This window comes from Pseudomonas marginalis, from assembly GCF_008692035.1.
GTDB lineage: Bacteria > Pseudomonadota > Gammaproteobacteria > Pseudomonadales > Pseudomonadaceae > Aquipseudomonas > Aquipseudomonas marginalis.
The window spans coordinates 1,583,342-1,604,150 of the sequence record NZ_VTFG01000002.1; the positions used below are offsets into that span (position 1 = coordinate 1,583,342).

General features: G+C 62.2%; 22 protein-coding genes. 12 read left to right on the forward strand and 10 right to left on the reverse strand.

All coding sequences use genetic code 11. The features are described 5' to 3' along the window. Positions 1-35 precede the first annotated feature (35 nt). On the reverse strand, positions 36-1,127 hold the full coding sequence (locus FX984_RS27585; protein ID WP_146478243.1) for a calcium:cation antiporter: 1,092 nt from the start codon (positions 1,125-1,127) through the stop codon (positions 36-38). Positions 1,128-1,321: 194 nt separating this feature from the next. Between FX984_RS27585 and FX984_RS27590 the strand changes: the two genes are divergently transcribed. Further along, positions 1,322-2,275, forward strand: a complete 954-nt coding sequence (locus FX984_RS27590; protein WP_043051475.1) for an adenosine deaminase — start codon at positions 1,322-1,324, stop codon at positions 2,273-2,275. Positions 2,276-2,347: 72 nt separating this feature from the next. Here FX984_RS27590 and FX984_RS27595 read toward each other — a convergent pair whose 3' ends face one another. Both FX984_RS27595 and FX984_RS27600 read right to left on the reverse strand, forming a co-directional pair. After that, positions 2,348-3,043, reverse strand: coding sequence for an ArsR/SmtB family transcription factor (locus FX984_RS27595; RefSeq protein ID WP_098480430.1), 696 nt, complete (start codon positions 3,041-3,043; stop codon positions 2,348-2,350). Positions 3,044-3,180: 137 nt separating this feature from the next. After that, positions 3,181-4,107 (reverse strand): LysR family transcriptional regulator, encoded by a 927-nt coding sequence (locus FX984_RS27600; RefSeq protein ID WP_027607952.1) that lies wholly within the window; start codon positions 4,105-4,107, stop codon positions 3,181-3,183. A 115-nt stretch (positions 4,108-4,222) separates the two neighbouring features. Between FX984_RS27600 and FX984_RS27605 the strand changes: the two genes are divergently transcribed. The 3 genes from FX984_RS27605 (at position 4,223) to FX984_RS27615 (ending at position 5,884) form a co-directional block, all read left to right on the forward strand. After that, positions 4,223-4,516, forward strand: a complete 294-nt coding sequence (locus tag FX984_RS27605; protein WP_108573600.1) for a putative quinol monooxygenase — start codon at positions 4,223-4,225, stop codon at positions 4,514-4,516. A 24-nt stretch (positions 4,517-4,540) separates the two neighbouring features. Beyond that, positions 4,541-5,554: a zinc-binding alcohol dehydrogenase family protein gene (locus FX984_RS27610; RefSeq protein WP_146478245.1), complete on the forward strand. Its 1,014-nt coding sequence runs from the start codon at positions 4,541-4,543 to the stop codon at positions 5,552-5,554. A gap of 147 nt (positions 5,555-5,701) precedes the next feature. Beyond that, positions 5,702-5,884: a hypothetical protein gene (locus tag FX984_RS27615; RefSeq protein ID WP_027607955.1), complete on the forward strand. Its 183-nt coding sequence runs from the start codon at positions 5,702-5,704 to the stop codon at positions 5,882-5,884. 8 nt (positions 5,885-5,892) lie between these two features. Here the strand turns inward: FX984_RS27615 and FX984_RS27620 are convergent, their stop codons facing one another. Together FX984_RS27620 and FX984_RS27625 are read right to left on the reverse strand one after the other, a co-directional pair. Then, positions 5,893-7,086 carry a multidrug effflux MFS transporter gene (locus FX984_RS27620; RefSeq protein ID WP_027607956.1) on the reverse strand — a complete coding sequence of 398 codons (1,194 nt, stop codon included), beginning with the start codon at positions 7,084-7,086 and terminating at the stop codon, positions 5,893-5,895. An 85-nt stretch (positions 7,087-7,171) separates the two neighbouring features. After that, on the reverse strand, positions 7,172-7,369 hold the full coding sequence (locus FX984_RS27625) for a heavy-metal-associated domain-containing protein (protein ID WP_027607957.1): 198 nt from the start codon (positions 7,367-7,369) through the stop codon (positions 7,172-7,174). A gap of 147 nt (positions 7,370-7,516) precedes the next feature. On the opposite strand from FX984_RS27625, the gene FX984_RS27630 reads away from it, so the two are divergent. The 3 genes from FX984_RS27630 to cueR all read left to right on the forward strand — a co-directional run bounded on the left by FX984_RS27630 (position 7,517) and on the right by cueR (position 10,562). Then, positions 7,517-7,897, forward strand: a complete 381-nt coding sequence (locus FX984_RS27630; protein WP_027607958.1) for a hypothetical protein — start codon at positions 7,517-7,519, stop codon at positions 7,895-7,897. Positions 7,898-7,962: 65 nt separating this feature from the next. After that, positions 7,963-10,164, forward strand: a complete 2,202-nt coding sequence (locus tag FX984_RS27635) for a heavy metal translocating P-type ATPase (RefSeq protein ID WP_146478247.1) — start codon at positions 7,963-7,965, stop codon at positions 10,162-10,164. After that, entirely contained in the window at positions 10,161-10,562 is a 402-nt protein-coding gene (gene cueR / locus FX984_RS27640) for a Cu(I)-responsive transcriptional regulator (RefSeq protein WP_027607960.1), read from the forward strand. Before FX984_RS27635 ends, cueR begins: the two co-directional genes overlap by 4 nt. 80 nt (positions 10,563-10,642) lie before the next feature. On the opposite strand, the gene FX984_RS27645 is transcribed toward cueR, so the two are convergent. Both FX984_RS27645 and FX984_RS27650 read right to left on the reverse strand, forming a co-directional pair. Next, a complete protein-coding gene (locus tag FX984_RS27645; RefSeq protein WP_027607961.1) occupies positions 10,643-11,542 on the reverse strand; it encodes a PA4780 family RIO1-like protein kinase in 900 nt (299 codons plus the stop codon). A 133-nt stretch (positions 11,543-11,675) separates the two neighbouring features. Further along, positions 11,676-12,953 (reverse strand): acetyl-CoA C-acetyltransferase, encoded by a 1,278-nt coding sequence (locus FX984_RS27650; RefSeq protein WP_027607962.1) that lies wholly within the window; start codon positions 12,951-12,953, stop codon positions 11,676-11,678. 103 nt (positions 12,954-13,056) lie between these two features. Here FX984_RS27650 and FX984_RS27655 point away from each other — a divergent pair, with 103 nt between their 5' ends. Both FX984_RS27655 and FX984_RS27660 read left to right on the forward strand, forming a co-directional pair. Beyond that, positions 13,057-14,400 (forward strand): 3-oxoacyl-ACP reductase, encoded by a 1,344-nt coding sequence (locus FX984_RS27655; RefSeq protein ID WP_027607963.1) that lies wholly within the window; start codon positions 13,057-13,059, stop codon positions 14,398-14,400. Between the two features lie 2 nt (positions 14,401-14,402). Then, positions 14,403-15,251, forward strand: a complete 849-nt coding sequence (locus FX984_RS27660; RefSeq protein ID WP_027607964.1) for a MaoC family dehydratase — start codon at positions 14,403-14,405, stop codon at positions 15,249-15,251. A 128-nt stretch (positions 15,252-15,379) separates the two neighbouring features. Here the strand turns inward: FX984_RS27660 and FX984_RS32550 are convergent, their stop codons facing one another. Next, positions 15,380-15,553 (reverse strand): hypothetical protein, encoded by a 174-nt coding sequence (locus tag FX984_RS32550; protein WP_155954386.1) that lies wholly within the window; start codon positions 15,551-15,553, stop codon positions 15,380-15,382. Between FX984_RS32550 and FX984_RS27665 the strand changes: the two genes are divergently transcribed. Together FX984_RS27665 and FX984_RS27670 are read left to right on the forward strand one after the other, a co-directional pair. Further along, positions 15,552-17,021 (forward strand): collagen-like triple helix repeat-containing protein, encoded by a 1,470-nt coding sequence (locus tag FX984_RS27665; RefSeq protein WP_146478249.1) that lies wholly within the window; start codon positions 15,552-15,554, stop codon positions 17,019-17,021. The genes FX984_RS32550 and FX984_RS27665 overlap by 2 nt on opposite strands. A gap of 185 nt (positions 17,022-17,206) precedes the next feature. Next, positions 17,207-18,889 (forward strand): ShlB/FhaC/HecB family hemolysin secretion/activation protein, encoded by a 1,683-nt coding sequence (locus FX984_RS27670; protein WP_146478251.1) that lies wholly within the window; start codon positions 17,207-17,209, stop codon positions 18,887-18,889. A gap of 8 nt (positions 18,890-18,897) precedes the next feature. Here FX984_RS27670 and FX984_RS27675 read toward each other — a convergent pair whose 3' ends face one another. Together FX984_RS27675 and FX984_RS27680 are read right to left on the reverse strand one after the other, a co-directional pair. After that, a complete protein-coding gene (locus FX984_RS27675) occupies positions 18,898-19,302 on the reverse strand; it encodes a response regulator (RefSeq protein WP_027607967.1) in 405 nt (134 codons plus the stop codon). Positions 19,303-19,355: 53 nt separating this feature from the next. Further along, positions 19,356-19,553 carry a Flp family type IVb pilin gene (locus tag FX984_RS27680; protein ID WP_027607968.1) on the reverse strand — a complete coding sequence of 66 codons (198 nt, stop codon included), beginning with the start codon at positions 19,551-19,553 and terminating at the stop codon, positions 19,356-19,358. A 319-nt stretch (positions 19,554-19,872) separates the two neighbouring features. Here FX984_RS27680 and cpaB point away from each other — a divergent pair, with 319 nt between their 5' ends. Next, positions 19,873-20,805 carry a Flp pilus assembly protein CpaB gene (gene cpaB / locus FX984_RS27685; protein WP_027607969.1) on the forward strand — a complete coding sequence of 311 codons (933 nt, stop codon included), beginning with the start codon at positions 19,873-19,875 and terminating at the stop codon, positions 20,803-20,805. Positions 20,806-20,809: the final 4 nt, after the last annotated feature.

The following is a 20,809-nucleotide window of genomic DNA, read 5'->3' on the forward strand; positions in this document are numbered from 1 at the left end:
AGGGCAATCGCCTTCCCACTTGAAGTGCACGGTGCTTACAAGCCCAACAGCGACAACATGATAAAGGTCGCAAACAACACAAAATGGGTCATCCCTTCGATGGCATTGGTTTCGCCATCGTTGAGGTTGATCGCACTGACGATCAGCGTGATAAACACCATCACCGTTTGCACCGGCGTCATCGCCATCTGGAACGGCTGGCCGGTGTAGAGTGCCATGGCCTCCATCACCGGCACCGTCAGGATCACCGTCGACAACGACGCGCCCAGGGCAATGTTCACCACCGACTGCATGCGGTTGGCCAATGCGGCGCGCAAGGCCGTCAGAATCTCCGGTGCCGCCGAAATAGCCGCCACCACAATCGCCGTGATCACCGGCGGTGCGCCCGTGCCTTCCAGGCCCAGGTCGAGGGTCTTGGACATCACCTCGGCCAGCGCGCCAATCACAATCACGCCAAACACCAGGGTACCGATGGAGAACGCCAGGTTCACCGGCGGCGACTCTTGTTCCTCCGGCAGTTTCTTGCGACGCTTTTCCGGGTAGCTGTAGCTGAAGAAATAACTGTGGGGCCCTACCTGCATGCGCAGGAACAAGGTGTAGAGCACCACCATCGCGCCGATGGTGAAGGCCGAGTAAATTTTCCAGTCGGCTTCGGGGATAAATTCCGGCACCACCATCGACACGCCCATGGCGGTCAGGATCATTACGCTGTAGGTCCGCGCCGAATCATCATTGTAGGACTGTTCGCCATGCTTGATGCCGCCCATCAACGCTGCCAGGCCGAGGATGCCGTTGATATCGAGCATCACCGCCGAATAGATGGTGTCCCGCACCAAGGTGGGTGATGGCTCGTTGCTCATCATGATCGCCAGGATCACCACCTCCACCAGCACTGCGGCGAGAGTCAGGATCATAGTGCCGTAGGGATCGCCGACCTTTTCCGCCAGTTGCTCGGCATGGTGGGCCACGCGCATCGACGCCACGACGATAAAACCGATCAACACCACGCCGGCCAACAGTGCCACCATTTGCCCGCTGTGCAGCATCCAGTGCTCCAACGGGTAGGCGGCGATGGCGGCAATCAGCGCCAGCAGCATGAATTTTTCTTGCTTGAGGGATGTGAGCATTCCGGGCCTTTTAGTACGGCAAATCAGTCATTGATGGGGTACAGACTGCGCCAAGCCGCTAACGTTTCGTTACACCTTAGTTCACACAGCCCTAGCGTGAATAAATCGAATACTCTCCTGCTGGTCAGGTTTTGCCGATTATTTCAGCCATGGCCTGTAGAATGCCGCCATTGCACCTGATGAGAATTTAGAAAATGTACGATTGGCTCAACGCCCTGCCCAAGGCTGAATTGCACCTGCACCTGGAAGGCTCGCTGGAGCCGGAGTTGCTGTTCGCCCTGGCCGAGCGCAACAAGATCGCGCTGCCGTGGAACGACGTCGAAACCCTGCGCAAGGCCTACGCCTTCAACAACCTGCAAGAGTTTCTCGACCTCTATTACAAGGGCGCCGACGTCCTGCGCACCTCCCAGGATTTCTACGACCTGACCTGGGCCTACCTGCTGCGCTGCAAAGCACAGAACGTGATCCACACCGAGCCCTTCTTCGACCCGCAAACCCACACCGACCGTGGCGTGCCGTTCGAAGTAGTGCTCAACGGCATCGCCGCTGCGCTCAAAGATGGCGAACAGCAACTGGGCATCACCAGCGGTTTGATCCTCAGTTTCCTGCGCCACCTGAGCGAAGCCGAAGCCGAGAAAACCCTCGACCAGGCGCTGCCGTTCCGCGATGCGTTTGTGGCCGTGGGCCTGGACAGTTCGGAAATGGGTCATCCGCCGAGCAAGTTCCAGCGAGTGTTCGACCGTGCCCGCCACGAAGGCTTCCTCACCGTCGCCCACGCCGGTGAGGAAGGCCCGCCCGAGTACATCTGGGAAGCGATCGACCTGCTGAAAATCCAGCGTATCGACCATGGCGTACGCGCCATCGAAGACGAGCGCCTGATGCAGCGCATCATCGATGAGCAGATCCCGTTGACCGTCTGCCCGCTGTCCAACACCAAACTTTGCGTGTTCGACGACATGGCCCAGCACAACATCCTCGACATGCTCGAGCGTGGCGTGAAGGTCACGGTGAACTCGGATGACCCGGCGTACTTCGGCGGTTATGTCACCGAAAACTTCCACGCGCTGTACACCTCGCTGGGCATGACCCAGGACCAGGCCAAACGCCTGGCGCAGAACAGCCTGGATGCGCGCCTGGTAAAACCCTGACTGCACGCAAAGTCATCATCGCCAGGTCCATGGAATCAAAAAGGCCAGGGCGATGATGGCAAACCCTCAAGGCTAAGGTTGTTCGGACATGGCCAATCGGGCGATTTCTGCCAGCCCGTTGTCGTTGAGCTGCACCGCCTGGGACTCATTGACCAGGCTGATCCAGTTCGATTGCAGGAACAACTGCAACAGCCCCGCACCCAGCGCGCCGCCCAGGTGCGGTTGCCGCTGGCTCCAATCGAAGCAGTCGCATACCAGTGGCGACGCCAGCGCCTGGGTATAAATACCCAGGCCCGCCAGGTGCTGTGCGCCCTTGATCGTCACCTCAATGCGTTGCTCATGACGCTCGATCCACCCCGCCGCCAACATCCGCTCATGCAGCTGCGCCGCCACTTCGCCGCCGAGGTGGCCCTGGCACATCCGCGCATGTCGCAACAATGGCGGCGCCACCAATACCGGCGGTGAAGCATGCGGCGCACTACGTGCGGCGCTGGCCAGGGTCGTACTGGCCAAGGCATCGATGGCGACGCTGACATCGGCAGCCGCCACGCGGAACAGTCGCTTGCCACGCCGGCCCTCGGTACGCAGCAAACCACTCCCCGTCAGCCGTGCCAGATGGGCATTGGCCGAGGCGGGTGACAGCCCGGCAAGCGTTGCCAATTCCTCCGAGGACTTGGCCGAGCCGTCCATCAGGGACCAGAGCATGGCGGTGCGTTTGGGTTCGGCGAGCAAGCTGGCGATCTGACTGATGCATGGTGCCTGTTCCATCGATTCACTCCCTGTCGAATTATTTTTCTGCTGCGGTGGGCGCCAAAGTATAGGTGCGTAAACCAGCGGTTCCGCGGCGTCTGACAGCATGAATAGGGACAGGAGCTGAGTGAAATTTCCTTGTGTGATGGAGGCTGTTACGGCGTACCCAATCGCTCCGGCAATTGAGCGGTCAATGTCGCACAGCGCGACACGAGCATTTCCCGCAACAGGTTGATGGGTTTGCTCAACTGGGCCCGATGGGCGCACAGCAAATTGAGCGGTGTGCGCTCGCCACGCAACTCAGGCAAGACCAGGCGCAAGCGCCCGGCCAGCACATCGGTGCTCACATCCAGCCAGGATTTGTAGGCAATGCCCACGCCCGCCACCGCCCAGCGGCGCACCACATCGGCATCGTCGCTGAAGCGATCACCACCGACCGTGAGGCTGACTTCGCGTTTGCCATCGTGAAAGCTCCAGTGGTCATGCACTCGGCTGCCAAGCATGTAAAGCAAGCAATTGTGCTGGGCCAATTGCTCCAGCTGTCGCGGCTCGCCATAACGCGCGAGATAGCTGGGGGCTGCGCACAACACGCGAACGTTGTGCGGCGCGACGGGCAGGGCGACCAGGCTGGAGTCTTCGGGCTCGCCATAGCGCAGGGCAATGTCCACCGGCTGGCGGAACAGGTCGGCAATCCGATCGCCCAGCAGCAGGCGCACGGTGAGTTGCGGGTACTCGTGCTGAAATTCGTCCAGCCAGGGCAGTAATTGGTTGCGGCCGAAATCCGAAGGGGCCGAGAGTTGCAACACCCCGCTGACATGGTCCTGGCCACTGGCCAACAATCGCCGTCCTTCGTCCAGGGCGCTCAACGCAGTCCGGGCATATTCCAGGAAGCCTTCACCTTCGGCGGTCAGGCGCAGGCTGCGGGTGGAGCGCGCCAGCAAACGCGTGCCCAGCTGCTGTTCGATACGCTTGAGCGCCGCGCTGGCCACGGCGGGCGACAGGTCCATCACCCGCGCCGCCGCCGACAAACTGCCCAGGTCCGCGGCGCGTACAAACAACTGCAAATCATCAAAACGCAGCATTTAACCACCCATTATCAAAATATTATTGAAACAGAGTGCTGTTTTAGCCGCTTTTATCTTGCAGGGAAATGGCCAATCATCTGCCCATCCCGTTATCACGTGTCTGGAGTTGAATATGCCCACAGCCTTTAACGTCATCGCCACGCTGATCGCCAAACCTGGCCAACAGGCCACCTTGGAGCCGCTGCTGCGCGACCTGCTGGAACCTACCCGTCTTGAAGCCGGCTGCGAGCAATACGACCTGCACCAGGACCTGCAACACCCTGAGACCTTCTACATGCTCGAACGCTGGAGCGATGACGCCGCACTGGCCGACCACGACCAGAGCGCGCATATCCAACATTTTCGCGCTAAAGCCGCTGATGTCATCGAACACTTCGAACTCAAGCGCCTGAAGTTTCTCGCCTGATCACCGCCTTTTTCCGGAGCCCCCATGAAAGCCATTGCCTACTACGCATCACTGCCGATCAACGATGAAAAATCCCTGCAAGACATCCAGCTGCCGGAGCCCGTCGCCGGCCCCCGCGACCTGCTGGTAGAAGTCAAAGCCATCTCGGTCAACCCGGTGGACACCAAGGTGCGCCAGAACGTCGCCCCTGAGAACGGCGCGACCAAAGTGCTGGGCTGGGACGTGGCCGGTGTGGTCAAGGCCGTCGGCAGTGAAGTGAGCCTGTTCAAAGTCGGCGACAAGGTGTTCTACGCCGGTTCCCTGGTCCGCCCGGGCGCTAACAGCGAACTGCATACCGTGGATGAACGCATCGTCGGCCATATGCCCAAGAGCCTGGGCTTTGCCGAAGCCGCCGCGCTGCCGCTGACCGCCATCACCGCCTGGGAGCTGCTGTTCGAACGCCTGCAAGTGCGTGAAGGTAAAGAGGCTGAAGGCCAGAGCCTGCTCATCGTCGGTGCCGCCGGTGGCGTGGGTTCGATCCTGACCCAACTGGCCAGCCAGCTCACCGCCTTGACGGTGATCGGCACCGCGTCGCGCCCGGAAACCCAGGAATGGACCAAGGCACTCGGCGCCGACCTGGTGATCGACCACAGCCAACCGCTGAGCGAAGCGCTGAAACAAGCCGGCCACCCGCAGGTGACCCACGTCGCCAGCCTGACCCAGACCGAGCATCACCTGGACCAACTGGTCGAAGCGCTGCAACCCCAAGGCAAGCTGGCGCTGATCGACGACCCCAAGGCGCTGGACGTGAGCAAACTCAAGCGCAAGAGCCTGTCGCTGCATTGGGAGTTCATGTACACGCGCTCGATGTTCGAGACTCCGGACATGATCGAGCAGCACAACCTGCTCAATCGCGTGGCCGAACTGATCGACGCCGGCATCTTGAAAACGACGGTGGGCGAGCACTTCGGTGTAATCAATGCGGCGAACCTGCGCCGTGCCCATGCACTGCTGGAAAGCGGCAAGGCCAAGGGCAAGATCGTGCTGGAAGGGTTCTGAAGATAACGTCTGTCAGTGTCGTCCGTTATTCGTGTGAGTGATGGACGACACCGCTAGTCAGAGAGTTGATCTTTGTCATATTTGTGAGCGTATTCGGGTTTATATTGGCCGCCTTTGCCACGATTCTTTTACGTGAGGAAGTCAGCAATGAAAATCCTGATAAAAGCGTTAGCAAAATCCCCCGGCAATAAATGGCAGGTTCGCCTCGACGGCGATGCGTTCACCTTCCGCAGCGAGGCCGAGGCCCGCGCCTTCGCCGATACCCTGCAAGCCCGTATCCAGGCTCCTCACCGTTTTCCACTCAGCCAGCAACGCTCCGCCGCTGGCTGACCTGCATTTCAGCCCTGCGCCTGCGTGGCCCTTGCCCGTTGCAGGCGCTGGGTCGACATCGCAATCGTCACCGCCAACACCCCGCACAAGCTGATGACCATCGCCATCGGCATCGCCGTGCCGTCGTGCAGCACGCCCACCAACGAAGCCGCCCCTGCCGCCACGCCAAACTGAATGCAACCGAGCAAGGCCGACGCGCTGCCGGCCCGGGCGCCCTGCCCGCTCATGGCGCAGGCCGAGGTGTTGGGCAGAATGCAGCCCAGGCTGGCGATACAGATGAACAGCGGTACCAGCAACGGCCATAACGCTTCGGTGCGCAAGGCCGCGATGCCCAACAGCGACAGCGCCGCCAGCAGATAGACCCACACCGTGCGCGACAGCAGAAACGCCGGGCCACGCTTGGCCAGCAGCCGCGCATTAACCTGTGCAACCAGGATGAACCCGGCGGCGTTGGAGCCGAACAGCCAGCCGTAATGCTCGGCGGGCACGCCGTAGAGTTTGATAAATACGAACGGGGAGCCGGCGATGTAGGCAAACATCCCGGCAATCGAAATGCCCCCGGTCAGGGCGTAACCGAGGTAGACCCGGTCTGACAACAGCGCGCCGTAGCGGCGCAGCGACCCGGACAAGGGTTGACGCGGCTGATGGGCCGGAAAGGTTTCCGGCAAACCGACCGCCACGGCAATCGCCGCCATCACGCTGAAGATCGACAGCGCGAGGAAAATCGACTGCCAGCCCCATAACCCGACCATCACCCCGCCTGCCAACGGCGCAAGGATCGGCGCCAGGCCGGTCACCAGCATCAGTTGCGAATACACCTTCGCCGAGCCCACCGCATCACATTTGTCACTGACCACGGCGCGGGAAATCACCATGCCCGCGCAACCGCCGAGGGCCTGCACGAAACGTGCGCCAATCAGCCATTCCAGGGACGGCGCATACGCGCAGGCAAAGGACGCCAGGGTAAACAGGGTCACGCCGCTGAGCAGCGGGCCGCGTCGACCAAAGCGGTCTGCCAGTGGGCCGTAGATCAGTTGGCCGATGGCCAGGCCGGCGAAATACACCGCCAGGGTCAGCTGGATATGTTTTTCGTCGGTCCCGAAGGCCGTCGCCATGGCAGGAAAGCCTGGCAGGTAGAAATCGATCGCCAGCGGCGCGAAGGCGCTCAAGGCGCCCAGGATCAGGATTATGCGAAGGTTCATCAGGCACCCAAGTGTGTCGGCAGCCCGACAGTTTAGCCGCGCTTGGGTGCATTGAATACGATAGCTCGCTAACTATTTGAATGGGTCAGGCGAGCTTGGCGCTGTAGCCCTCTTCGCTGATCAGGCTGATCACTTCCTCGGCAGACAGGCGGCTTTCGACGCCCACCTCTTTCGCCGCCAGGTCGACCTTCACGCTGGCCGCCGGATCCTGGCTCTGCACCGCCTGGGTCACGGCCCGAACGCAATGGCCACAGGTCATTCCTTCAACGCTGAATATTTGCATGACATGACTCCTTTGATGAGGTTGAACCCAGTCTTGACCTTGCCACGATGGCAAGGTCAAGTTCTGAAACTTTCGGCCGGGCTGGTATTACACCGCGGCGTCGGCCAAGCTTCACCCATCTTCGATTCAAACCACGGAGCATTCGCCATGCGCTGGTCGTTTTTTGGCCTTGTCGGCCTGATGAGCTTGTCCGCCGCTGCGCCCCAGGCCCTCGCCGCAGAAGACTATGCGGTGCTGATCATTTCCCGCGAACGCCTGGAAGTACCGACCAATTGCGAGATCGGCCTGTACATCCAGGACCAGTTGGCCGGGCGCCTGTTCCAGGAACAGTCCACCTCGTTCAACCTGCCCGCCGGCAATGTGTCGCTGCGCCTGAAACTGCTGCCGGGCCAATCACCAGGTTGCTTGCCGGGCCTGCTCGCGCCGCCGGCGCAGAACATCACGCTCAAGGCCGGTGACGTACGCAAGTTGCGCATTGCCCAGGGCCCGGAAGGCATGTACCTCAAACCCGCCGCACTGGAATACTGAAGACGCTTGACCTTCCCCACAGGTCAAGGTTGATCCTGGGGGCAACTTCTCTGGAGGACTGCCCCATGAATGGATCCACCACCTTTGACCTGCCCATCGGCGGCATGACCTGCGCCAGTTGCGCCGGGCGTGTCGAGCGCGCGCTGGGCAAAGTGCCGGGGGTGCAAAGCGTCAGCGTCAACCTGGCCAACGAGCGCGCCCACGTCGAAGTGCAGGGCCAGATCGACCCGGCCGTGCTGATCGCCGCCGTCGACAAAGCCGGCTACACCGCCAGCCTGCCGCAAAGCGAAACCAGGACAGAGGCCGATCAGGCCCAACGCCTGCACCGCGAGCGCTGGTCGCTGCTGCTGGCGATTGTGCTGGCATTGCCCCTGGTGCTGCCGATGCTGGTGCAGCCCTTCGGCCTGCACTGGATGCTGCCGGCCTGGGTGCAGTTCCTCCTGGCGACCCCGGTGCAATTCATCTTCGGTGCACGCTTCTATATCGCAGCCTGGAAGGCCGTACGGGCCGGCGCCGGCAATATGGACCTGCTGGTGGCCATCGGCACCAGCGCCGGTTACGGCCTGAGCCTCTATGAATGGCTGACCGCGCCCGCGGGCACCATGCCCCATCTGTACTTCGAAGCGTCGGCCGTGGTGATCGCCCTGGTGCTGCTCGGTAAATACCTGGAGAGCCGCGCCAAACGCCAGACCGCCAGCGCCATCCGCGCCCTGGAAGCCCTGCGCCCTGAACGCGCGATACGTGTACAGGCTGGCCGCGAGGAGGATGTGGCCATCAGTGCGCTCAAGCTTAATGACCTGATGCTGGTCAAACCCGGCGAGCGCTTCCCGGTGGACGGTGAAGTGGTAGAAGGCCAGAGCCATGCCGATGAGGCATTGATCAGCGGCGAAAGCCTGCCGGTGCCGAAGCAACCTGGCGACGCCGTCACCGGCGGTGCCATCAATGGTGAAGGTCGCCTGCTGGTGCGCACCACCGCGCTCGGTGCCGAAAGCGTACTGGCGCGCATCATCCGCCTGGTGGAAGACGCCCAGGCCGCCAAGGCACCGATCCAGAAGCTGGTGGATAAGGTCAGCCAGGTATTCGTGCCGACCGTGCTGGTCCTGGCGCTGATCACGCTGGTGGGCTGGTGGCTGTACGGTGCGCCGCTGGAGACCGCGATCATCAATGCAGTGGCGGTGCTGGTGATCGCCTGCCCGTGCGCCCTCGGGCTGGCCACACCGACCGCCATCATGGCCGGCACCGGCGTCGCCGCGCGCTACGGCATCCTGATCAAGGACGCCGAAGCGCTGGAGCGCGCCCATGAAGTGAGCACCGTGGTGTTCGACAAAACCGGCACTCTAACTTCCGGCACCCCGAAAATTGCCCATTTGGCGGCGGTGGATGGCGATGCAGCCACATTGCTGCAACAGGCCGGTGCGCTGCAACGCGGCAGCGAACACCCGTTGGCCAAGGCCGTGCTGGATGCGTGCAGCGAGCAAGGCCTGACGGTGGCGGACGTAAGCACCAGCCAATCCCTGACCGGACGTGGCATTGCCGGCACCCTCGGCGGGCGCCAACTGGCCCTGGGAAATCGGCGCCTGCTGGAAGAAAGCGGCCTGGCCGCGGGTGGGCTGGCCGACTCTGCCACGGCCTGGGAGGCCGAGGGCCGTACCTTGTCCTGGCTGATCGAGCAAGGCGCGCAACCCCGTGTGCTCGGGCTGTTTGCCTTTGGTGACACGCTCAAGCCTGGCGCGCTGGAAGCGGTGGCACAACTCAAGGCCCGACACATCGGCAGCCACTTGCTCACCGGCGATAATCGCGGCAGCGCCCGCGTCGTCGCCGAAGCGCTGGGCATCGATGACGTACACGCCGAAGTCCTGCCCGCCGATAAAGCCGCCACCGTCGCCGAACTGAAAAAAACCGGCGTGGTGGCCATGGTCGGCGACGGCATCAACGACGCCCCGGCCCTGGCTGCCGCCGACATCGGTATCGCCATGGGCGGTGGCACGGACGTGGCCATGCATGCCGCCGGTATCACCCTGATGCGCGGCGACCCACGCCTGGTCCCGGCCGCCCTGGAGATCAGCCGCAAGACCTACGCCAAAATCCGCCAGAACCTGTTCTGGGCCTTTGTGTATAACTTGATCGGCATTCCCCTGGCCGCATTCGGCCTGCTCAATCCGGTGCTTGCGGGTGCGGCCATGGCCTTGTCCAGCGTCAGTGTCGTGAGCAATGCCTTGCTGTTGAAAACTTGGAAACCCAAGGAATTGGAGGATCAACGCCCATGAACATCGGCCAAGCCGCCCGGCAAAGCGGGCTGAGCGCGAAGATGATTCGCTACTACGAATCCATCGGCCTGCTCAAGGCGGCCCATCGCACCGACAGCGGCTACCGCATCTACGGCACCGACGACCTGCACACCCTGGCGTTTATCAAACGCTCGCGGGACCTGGGGTTTTCATTGGAAGAGGTGGGCAAACTGCTGACCCTGTGGCAGGACCGGCAACGGGCCAGCGCCGATGTGAAAGCCCTGGCGCGCCAACATATCGATGAGCTGAACCAGAAGATCCTGGAGTTGGGGCAACTGCGCGATACGTTGCAGGACCTGGTGGAACACTGCCACGGGGATGACCGGCCGGATTGTCCGATTCTCAAGGAGTTGGCGTCGGGAAGCTGCTGCGCGTGAGGCTCTAACTGACTAACTACAAAACCAATGTGGGAGGGGGCTTGCCCCCTCCCACATTTTGATCCTCATCCAGCCACGGATCACTGCATCCAGGGCGGCGGCGGCGGTTCTTCCGACGCTTTGCTCGGTGGCGCATCATCCGCCGCCCGAATGGCCTGGCGCCGTTCTTCATCCAGCCGCGCCGCTTCGATCTCGCGGATCACACCGCCCACGTCCGCCAGCTCTTCCGGCTCGTCGAACTCGCCGGTCAATACGCTGGCCGGGTGCAAGGTGCCGGCTTCATAGAGCGCCCACATTTCCTTGGCGTACTTGGTCTTCTTCAACTCCGGGGCAAAACGCCCGAAGTAGGAAGCCATGTTGCCCACATCCCGCTCCAGCATGTTGAACGCGTGGTTGTTGCCCGCCGCATCCACTGCCTGGGGCAGGTCGATAATGACCGGGCCGGTCGGCGTGAGCAGTACGTTGAACTCGGACAGGTCACCGTGCACCAGGCCGGTACACAGCATCAGCACGATCTGGGAAATCAGGAAGGCGTGGTATTCACGCGCCTGGTCCGGCTCCAAGGTCACGTCATTCAGGCGTGGCGCGGCATCGCCGTACTCGTCGGCCACCAGTTCCATCAACAGCACGCCTTCGAGGAAGTCGTATGGCTTGGGCACGCGAACGCCCGCACCGGCCAGGCGGAACAACGCCGCTACTTCGGCGTTCTGCCAGGCATCTTCGGTTTCTTTCTTGCCGAATTTCGAGCCCTTGGCCATGGCCCGGGCCTGCCGGCTGTTACGGACCTTACGGCCTTCCTGGTATTCGGACGCTTGACGAAAACTTCGTTTGTTCGCCTCCTTGTAAACCTTGGCGCAACGCAATTCATTGCCGCAGCGCACCACATAAACAGCTGCTTCTTTACCACTCATGAGTGGGCGCAGCACTTCGTCGACCAGACCGTCTTCGATCAGGGGTTCAATGCGTTTAGGAGTCTTCATCAGCTTTTATTGTGGGTCCTTTATTACCAAATACGCGTATGGCACTCGTTATACGGCAATCGGCTCGCCGGTGGGAGGGGCTACCGACCTCTGACCACTCAAGAATGCATCCAATATGCCAATTTCGGCGAATTCACCGTTCGATGATCGCCGTCACGCCCTGGCCGCCGGCGGCGCAGATCGAAATCAGCCCGCGCCCCTTGCCCGCCGCGTCGAGCAACTTGGCTAGGTTGGCGACAATGCGCCCACCGGTGGCGGCAAACGGATGCCCGGCCGCCAGGGAACTGCCCTTGACGTTCAGGCGGCTGCGATCGATGGCCCCTAACGGTGCGTCCAGCCCGAGGCGCGTCTTGCAGTAATCCGCATCCTCCCAGGCCTTGAGCGTGCACAACACCTGGGCCGCGAAGGCTTCGTGGATCTCGTAGTAATCAAAGTCCTGCAGCGTCAGGCCGTTGCGCGCCAGCAAGCGGGGCACCGCATACACCGGCGCCATCAGCAGGCCTTCGGCACCGTTGACGAAATCCACCGCCGCCGCTTCGCCATCGCGCAGGTACGCCAGGATCGGCAAACCACGCGCCTGGGCCCACGCCTCGCTGCCCAACAGCACCAGGGATGCACCGTCGGTGAGCGGTGTGGAATTGCCGGCCGTGAGCGTGCCTTTTTCGCTGCGTTCGAACGCGGGCTTGAGCGCGGCGAGTTTCTCCAGGCTCAGGTCGGGACGCAGGTTGTTGTCGCGGGTCAGGCCCAGAAACGGCGTGAGCAGATCGTTATGCCAGCCTTCGGCATAGGCAGCGGCCATTTTCTGGTGACTCTCGAGGGCGAGTTGGTCCTGCTCGGCACGGGGAATCTGCCAGGTCTGTGCCATCAATTCGCAATGCTGGCCCATGGACAAACCGGTGCGCGGCTCGCCGTTACGCGGCAGCTCAGGCCTGAGGTGCTGGGGACGAAGTTGTAACAGGACTTTTAATTTATCCGCCATGGACTTGCTGCGATTGGCTTGCAGCAGGATCTTGCGCAGCCCTTCATTCACGCCGATAGGCGCGTCGGAGGTGGTATCCACCCCCCCGGCAATCCCGCATTCGATCTGGCCCAGGGCGATCTTGTTGGCCACCAGCAACGCCGCCTCGAGCCCCGTGCCGCACGCCTGCTGAATGTCATAGGCCGGGGTTTGCGGCGACAGGCGTGAACCCAGCACGCATTCACGGGTGAGGTTGAAGTCGCGGGAATGCTTGAGCACCGCGCCGGCGGCCACCTCACCCATGCGCAGGCCGTGCAGGTTGTAGCGTTCGATCAGGCCCTCCAGGGCCGCGGTCAGCATCGCCTGGTTGCTCGCCGTGGCGTAAGGGCCATTGGAGCGGGCGAAAGGAATGCGGTTACCGCCAATGATCGCTACACGGCGCAATTGAGTCATGGAAAGCTCCCTGTCGGTTGTGGTCTGGATAACTGAGCCTAGTCGAACGACTGCTACCCTGGGATGGTCAACCCTTTGAACCCCAGCCTTCGGAGAGCGTTCCATGTCTGACCGTTATATCGACTTCGCCAACTCAAGCCTCGGCCATCGCCTGGTCGCCGCCCTTGGCCTGCCGTCACCGGTACGCCTGGAACGCTGGCAAGCCGGGCGCCTGCGCCCGGTGGAAGGTGCGCTGTTACTGGGTGGTGGCGCGCTGGCAACGAACGTGAAAGCATTTGCCAACCGGCTCACCGACGCCATTTACACGTACGGCGCCGACACTTCGACCTGGATTCCCGGCCACGGCCCCAAGCTCAAGGCCGTGGTGTTCGATGCCAGCGACCTGCAACACACCGACCAGCTCAAGCAACTGCGTGAGTTTTTCCAACCGTTGCTGAAAAACCTGGATCACAGTGCACACCTGGTGATCCTCGGCCGCGCGCCGGAAAGCCTCAGCGACCCGTTCGCCGCCAGCGCCCAGCGCGCCCTCGAAGGTTTCAGCCGTTCTCTGGCCAAGGAACTGCGCAACGGCGGCGTGCTGCAATTGCTCTACGTCGGCGACGGTGCCGAAGACCAACTGGAAGGCGCGCTGCGCTTCTTCCTCTCACCGAAAAGCGCCTATATCTCCGGCCAGGTGATTCGCCTGAAGGCCTGTGCCACGCCCGTCGAAGACTGGACTCGCCCCCTCGCCGGGCGCAAGGCATTGGTCACCGGCGCAGCCCGTGGCATTGGCGCGTCCATCGCCGAAACCCTGGCCCGCGACGGCGCCGAAGTCATCCTGCTCGACGTGCCCCAGGCCAAGGCCGACCTCGAGGCCCTGGCCGCACGCCTGGGTGCGCGCACCGTGGTGCTGGATATCTGCGCCGAAGACGCCGCCGGCCAGTTGATCGAACACCTGCCCGACGGCCTCGACATCCTGGTGCACAACGCCGGGATCACCCGTGACAAGACCCTGGCCAACATGACCCCGGAATACTGGGACGCGGTGCTGGCGGTCAACCTCAATGCCCCGCAAGTGCTGACCAAGGCACTGCTGGACAGCGGTACCCTGCGCGACAATGCCCGTGTGGTGGTGCTGGCCTCCATCAGCGGCATCGCCGGCAACCGTGGGCAGACCAACTATGCCGCGAGCAAGGCCGGCTTGATCGGCCTGGTACAGGCATGGGCGCCGTTATTGGAAGAACGCGGGATCAGTATCAACGCCGTAGCCCCAGGCTTTATCGAAACCCAGATGACCGCGCATATTCCATTTGCACTGCGTGAAGCCGGGCGGCGCATGAGTTCCCTGGGCCAGGGCGGTTTGCCGCAGGACGTCGCCGAAGCCGTGGCCTGGCTGAGCCAGCCGGGTTCCGGTGCGGTCAGCGGGCAAGCGCTGCGGGTGTGTGGACAAAGTCTATTGGGAGCGTAAGCATGGATTGGCAAACCTTAGGCAGTACGCCGTTTCTGCCACCGTTGTATTGGCGGGCAGCGCTCAAGCGCAAGATCACCGGCAACACGCTGCCCGAACAAGGCCTGCGCTGTCGGGTAAGCGTCGACCCCAAGCAGGTGGCGGCGTACCGCCAGGTCTGCGGGTTTACCGAGAGCCCCATGCTGCCGGCGACCTATCCGCACATCCTGGCATTCGGTCTTCAGATGCAGTTGCTCACCGATAAGAAGTTTCCCTTCCCTCTGCTGGGATTGATTCACCTGAGTAACCGTATCCGCATCCATCGCCCACTGGGCGGAGTCAGCGAATTGTCCATCGGCGTGCACACGCAGAACCTCAGGCCCCACCCCAAGGGCGCAACCTTTGAAGTAGTCACCACGGTCGAAGATTCCCTCGGCCTGCTCTGGGAAGCCGAGAGCCGCATGCTGTGCCGGGGTGTAAAACTGCAAGGCGAAACGACGGACAATGCGCCACAGAGTCCCACCCAGGTCAACGACCTGACCCGCTGGAAAGCCCCCGCCGACATCGGTCGCCGCTACGCACGGGTGTCAGGAGACTACAACCCGATCCACCTCAGTGCGCTGACCGCCAAACTGTTCGGTTTCCCCCAGGCCATCGCCCACGGGCTATGGAACAAGGCGCACACCCTCGCCGCCTTGGGCGAGCACCTGCCTGCCGCCAATATAGAAATAGACGTGGAGTTCAGGAAGCCCGTGCGCCTGCCCAGTGACGTCAGGCTACTGGCCAGCGCCGCCGGTTCCAGCGGCGAATTCTTATTGAAAGGCGCGGGTGACATCGAGCATATGCTGGGCAAATGGCAGCCCATTGCATAAAAGCGACTGATAAATTGTATATATACACCCTAAGTGATAGCGGGCCTTTTCAGGCTCGCTTTTTATATGCAGGTTTTTGATTTTAAACATATATACAGCCAGAAACATCATGCCCTATACCTTTGGCATTAGTCGCTTAAACGGTACAACCCAGCCGTATATAAATCATTAATACCAAGTTGAGCATTGAGAGAAAGAGCGCCCGGGCCTGTTATAGCCACACGGACAAACGCATCGCTATCCGCAGAAATAGCCAGCGTTTGAGACAACTCAGGTTGTACAGGTGCAAGGAACTCAATCATGAAGACTCAAGTCATGTTCTGGAAAGCAAGTACCACGCTGGCACTGGCAATCGCACTCACACTCGGCGGTTGCAGCAGCGGTGGCGGCGGACATCACAGTGGGGGCTCTGCTTCCTCGGATACTGCCGCTGGCGGTGGCGGCAGCGGTGGTGGCGGTACAGACGGTGGCGGTACCGGCACAACCAGCACCCTGGTAACGGCCAGCGTGGCCGACACCCTCGGCGATACCGTGACCGACCTCGGCGGCACCGTCAGCAGCCTGGGCACAACCCTCGGCAGCCTGCCTATCGTGGGTGCAACTACGCGCAGCCTGGTGCGTGCCACCGGCAACGCCGTCAGCAGCATCGGCGACGGCCTGTCGGATGGCCTCGGTTCACTGGGTACCGACAGCAATGCACTGGGCAACACCGTCGCGGGCGTGGCCGACGGCGTCTCCGACCTCGGTGCAGGCGTGACCGCCACCGGCCAGAACGTCGCCACCTTGCTGGGGCACGTGCCGGTGGTCAGCGGCGCGGCACCGGTGGCAGGCAACGTCGTCGGCAAGCTCGGCAATGCCGTGACCATGCTCGGCGACACCCTCAGCACCGCCAGCACCACCGGCCCGCTGGGTTCGGCCACCCATACGCTTGGCGCAAACGTATTGGTCCCGGTGGTGTCGCTGGTGGAAAGCACCACCGGTAAAGTCGGCAGCACGACCGGCCTGGACAGTCCCGTGGGCGGCCTGCTGCAAAAGCTCGGCGATACCGTCGATAGCCTGGGCAATCAAGTCGCCGACACCGGTGGCAGCGGCAACCCGGCGACCGGCGCCGTGGGCGGCGTGCTCAATGGCGTGGGTACCGTGGTCGGCAAGGCCAGCGGCTATGTCGACGCCACGGGTAACAGTGGCGGCAGCAACCGCAGACCGGGCCTGGCGGAACTCATCGGCGGCGTGATAGCGGGTGCCGGCAGCGGCCTCAATGCCGGCAGTAGCAGCGGCCTGGTCAGCGCCACCGGCGTCACCGGCGTGAAGGCGGGCACTACCGTGGCATCCCTGGGCACCCTTCTGGGCGGCAGTGGCGTCCCCAACACCGCCGCAGGTGCCCCCATTGCCACGTTGACCAGCCAGGTCGGCGGCGCGTTGAACCCCGTCACCAGTGGCGTCACCCGCCTCACTCAAAACGTCGGCAATGCCACCGGCCTGGGCACTCCAATCAACGGCCTGGCCACCAACGCCGGCGGCGCCGTCAGCAGGCTGGGCAGCCAAATCACCGGCACCAACGCCAACCCGGTCATCAACGCCTTGGGGGGTACCGTCAACGCAGTGGGTGGCACCGTGGCCTCGGTCGGAGGATTGGTCAGCGGCGGCCCCAACACCGGTGGTGGTTTGCTCGGCGGCGGCCTGGCGGTGACGAGCTCCGCGGGTGCCAGCACCAGCACGAATGGCGGTGCCCTGGGCGGGCTGCTGGGTGGCCTGACCGGCAGAAAATGATTGCACCTGGCCGATTAGACGGCCTCACCTACAGCGCCTACGCTTGGTTGAGACGAGAGACCAGCTAAGTCTCTCGTCTTTTTTTCATGGGTCAATGATCGCCCCCTGAAAACACCCAGACCGCGCTCCTCGAGCCCGACGGGAACCTGCAAAACGCTGCAGCAGTTTTGACCATGGAGTGTCCTATGCGCGCTTTGACACCATTGTTACTGCTCACCCTCAGTGCTTCCGTCCACGCCGGCCCCCTGCCCAGTTTCCTGAATAGCAACGACACCGTCCGCAACCTGCCCGTGCCTAACCTGCCCGCCGACGCCTATCGACCGGCGCCCCCGCAGACCCGACTGCCCGCCCCTGATGCCAGCGCGGAGCAGCCGTTGCTGATGGACACCAAGGTGACCATTCGAAAGCTGCAGATCGACGGCGGCACGGTCTACCCGCTCAAGGACGTCGCCCAGGCATTCGAACCGCTGATCGGCCATGAGACCAACCTGGCGCAATTGATCGAAGCCACCCGCAGCATCACCCGCCGCTACCAGGAAGATGGCTACCTGCTGTCCTACGCGTTCCTGCCGGAACAGCGCTTCGACGGCGGTCTGGTGCATGTGGTGCTAGTCGAAGGCTATATCCGCGATTACCAGCTGCAAGGCGACATCGGCCCGGTTTCGTCCTACGTCGACAAACTCGCCGAAAAACTCAAGGCCGAACGTCCACTCACCCGTAAGACGTTCGAGCGTTACACGACACTGATGAGCGCCATCCCGGGCGTAACCTTGCAGGCCCAGGTACCGCCGCCCGCCACCACCGACGGCGGCACGCCGATGCACATCACCGCCAGCCGCAAACCCTTCACCACCAGCATGAGCCTCAACGAGGCCAGCCGAGGCGGCACGCAGGCGCTCCTCACCGGCACCGGCAACTCATGGACCTCCATGGGCGAACAACTGAGCCTCAGCGGCCTGTTCCCGCCCGGCGACGACAAAGAACATTACTACCGCGCAGCCTACAGCCAATTCATCAATGCCGAGGGCACCCAGCTCACGCTGGCGGGTGAACGCTACCGCGCCGACCCACGCACCAGCCTGCAACTGGGCGAAGGCCTGGAGCTCAAGCCACACCAGGAAATCGACCGCTACGCCATCGGCTTCAGCCACCCGCTGATCGCGTCGCCCAACGAGTCATTGAACCTGGGCGCGCGCTACTATGCCGTCGACCAGACTACGCGCTACAAGCTCGAAGGTTTCCCGCAACGCCTGGCGCTGCAAACAGACCTGCGCGCACTGGCGTTCGAAGGCGATTGGCGCAAGGCCGACACGACCCAGTTGCGCATCCTCAGCGCCGGTGTGTACCAAGGCATCAACGGCATGGGCGCCAAGACCCGCACAGACTTCGGCGGGCTCAAGCCGGACCTCGACTTCTTCCGCCTGCGCCTCTCCGGCGTGCAGAGCAACAGGCTCTTCGATAACTGGCAAGGTGTACTCTCCGGCGCACTCTACTGGAGCCACCACGACCTGCCCGACAGCGAGCGTGCCACCTTCGGCGGGCAGAATTTCGGCCGTGGCTACCCCGATGACCAGGGCTCCGGCGACAAAGGCTGGGGCGTGGCGTATGAGATCAACTACAGCTACAACCGTGCTGGCGAGTGGGTGCGGATCCTGCAGCCCTATATGGTGCTCGACCGCGCCAGGGCCTGGTTCAACGACCTGCCGGTCAAGGGCAGCGATATGTCATCGGCGGCCCTGGGCCTGCGTTTTGGCGACGCCAGGTACTACAACATTTCCGTGGAAGCGGCCAAGCCGATGGCAGATGTGGCGCGGGATAACTTCGACCGACGGCCGCGGTATACGCTGAGCTTCACTTATCAGCTGTGAATGAGCGCTTAATACCTGGAGTGAGAGAGAGGAAACAGGTTGTTGAGCGTATCGATCAGGCGCACCAGATAGATCGGCTTGCGGAACAGGTCCAGCACCTGCAGGCGCAGCATGTCGCTGACGTCATCCATCTCGGCATGGCCGGACATCACGATCACCGGCAGGTGCGAGCGCGAGGTGTGTTCGCGCAGGCGCTTGATCAAGGAAATGCCGCTTTCCTCAGGCATGCGCAGGTCGGTAATGACCAGGGCGATATCCGGATGCAGTGTCAATTCTTGCAAGGCGAAGGTCACGGAGGTGGCGGTAAAACAGACAAAGCCCTCGTGTTCGAGGGATTCGGCCAGCTCAACCAGAGCATCCTCTTCGTCGTCCACCAATAGTATTTGTTGGCGAGACAAAGAAGATGTGCTCATGGCCGTACCTGGAAGAATGGGGTAATTGGAGAATAGCTGCTGCAACTTGGCAGTCAGGTCGCCGTTGGCAGCTTGGTAGCGATCGACGTGAAAATTCCACTTATCTTGGTGCCCAGGCCGGTTCCGGCACCCACAATGACAAGGGCCACCAGCGCCACGATAATGGCGTATTCAATACCTGAAGCAGCCTCTTTGCGTTTGAAGAACAGTTGTGTTTGAACATATAACTTCAACATCAGGTCAAGGAACATACGACTTCTCCCTAATACGCCACTAAAAGCCAGTACGGCTCTAGCACGATGTTTGCGACGTGCAATTAGAGCATTGCCAACAAACCTCAGCCTCACAACTGTAAGAACTCATTAATCACAAAGTATTAGTCGTCGGCCCATGCCTGACTACCCGGCTGCAAATAGCGTTCAAATAAAATTTTATCCGTGACAAATGGCGTTTCGTCCTGGCTGAGCTACCTTCAAATAGCCAAATCGTTAGATGTTCATCACAGCCAGGTTGCGAATTAGTTCGTTTGGATTGACGAACAGGTAGTGCAACGGGAAAGGGAGAGCCGTCATGAACAGTCGCATCAGCATGGCCCTGGCCGCTGTGCTGCTAATCGGGGCATTGATTGCAGGGTACTGGGGGCTGGTGTTGAGCCGCCAACCGGAGCCCGTCGCAACACCTGTCATTTCTGCCGAAAAGCCCACTGCTGTCGTCGAAGACCAGACCCGCCAACCAGTGGTCGTACTGGCGCATGACGTCCCTGCCTTCGTTGCACTTACCGCTGCCGACCTGGTCGTGGAAAAACTCCGCACGGTGCCGGCCGGCAGCCTGACGCGGCTGGACCAGGCTATCGGCCGCCAACCACTGCGCGCACTGGGAGCAGGTACCTGGCTCAGCGAAGAAAGCTTCAGCGCCGGCGGCCCGCTTGCCCGCATGATTCGTCCCGATGAGCGCGCATTGGCCGTGGCCGTCGACGAGGTGATCGGCGCGGCAGGCCAACTGAGCCCCGGCGACTATGTGGATGTGCTGCTGTTCCTGCGCCAGGATGCTGGCAACGCGGAGCAGTCGGCACAAATCGTCCTTCCGGCCCTGCGCCTGCTCAGCGTCGGTGACCAATTGGGCCTGGCCAACGATGGCTTGCCGGCCGTGCCGCCCGCCACCACGCCCGAGGAGCGCGCCCAGGCTGCCCAGCGTCGCGCTGCTGCACGCACCGTGGTGCTAGCCGTGCCGGAGCCTCTATTGAGCCGCCTGATGCTGGCGTCGCAAGCCGGTACCTTGCGCCTGGCCGTGCGCAGTGCCGAGGAGCAACTGCTCAGCCAGTACTGGGCCGGGGAAAACGACGCTTCGGACAAACTGGCCAATGCCAATCGTGACCTCTACCAATTCACCCAGCTTGCCCTTGTGGGACCGCCCAAAAGCGTCGCGCAAATCAGCGGCGCACCTGCTGTACGCCGGGGCGTCGAGGTGATTCGCGGCGCGCAGGCCACTGAACAAACCCCGTGATTGA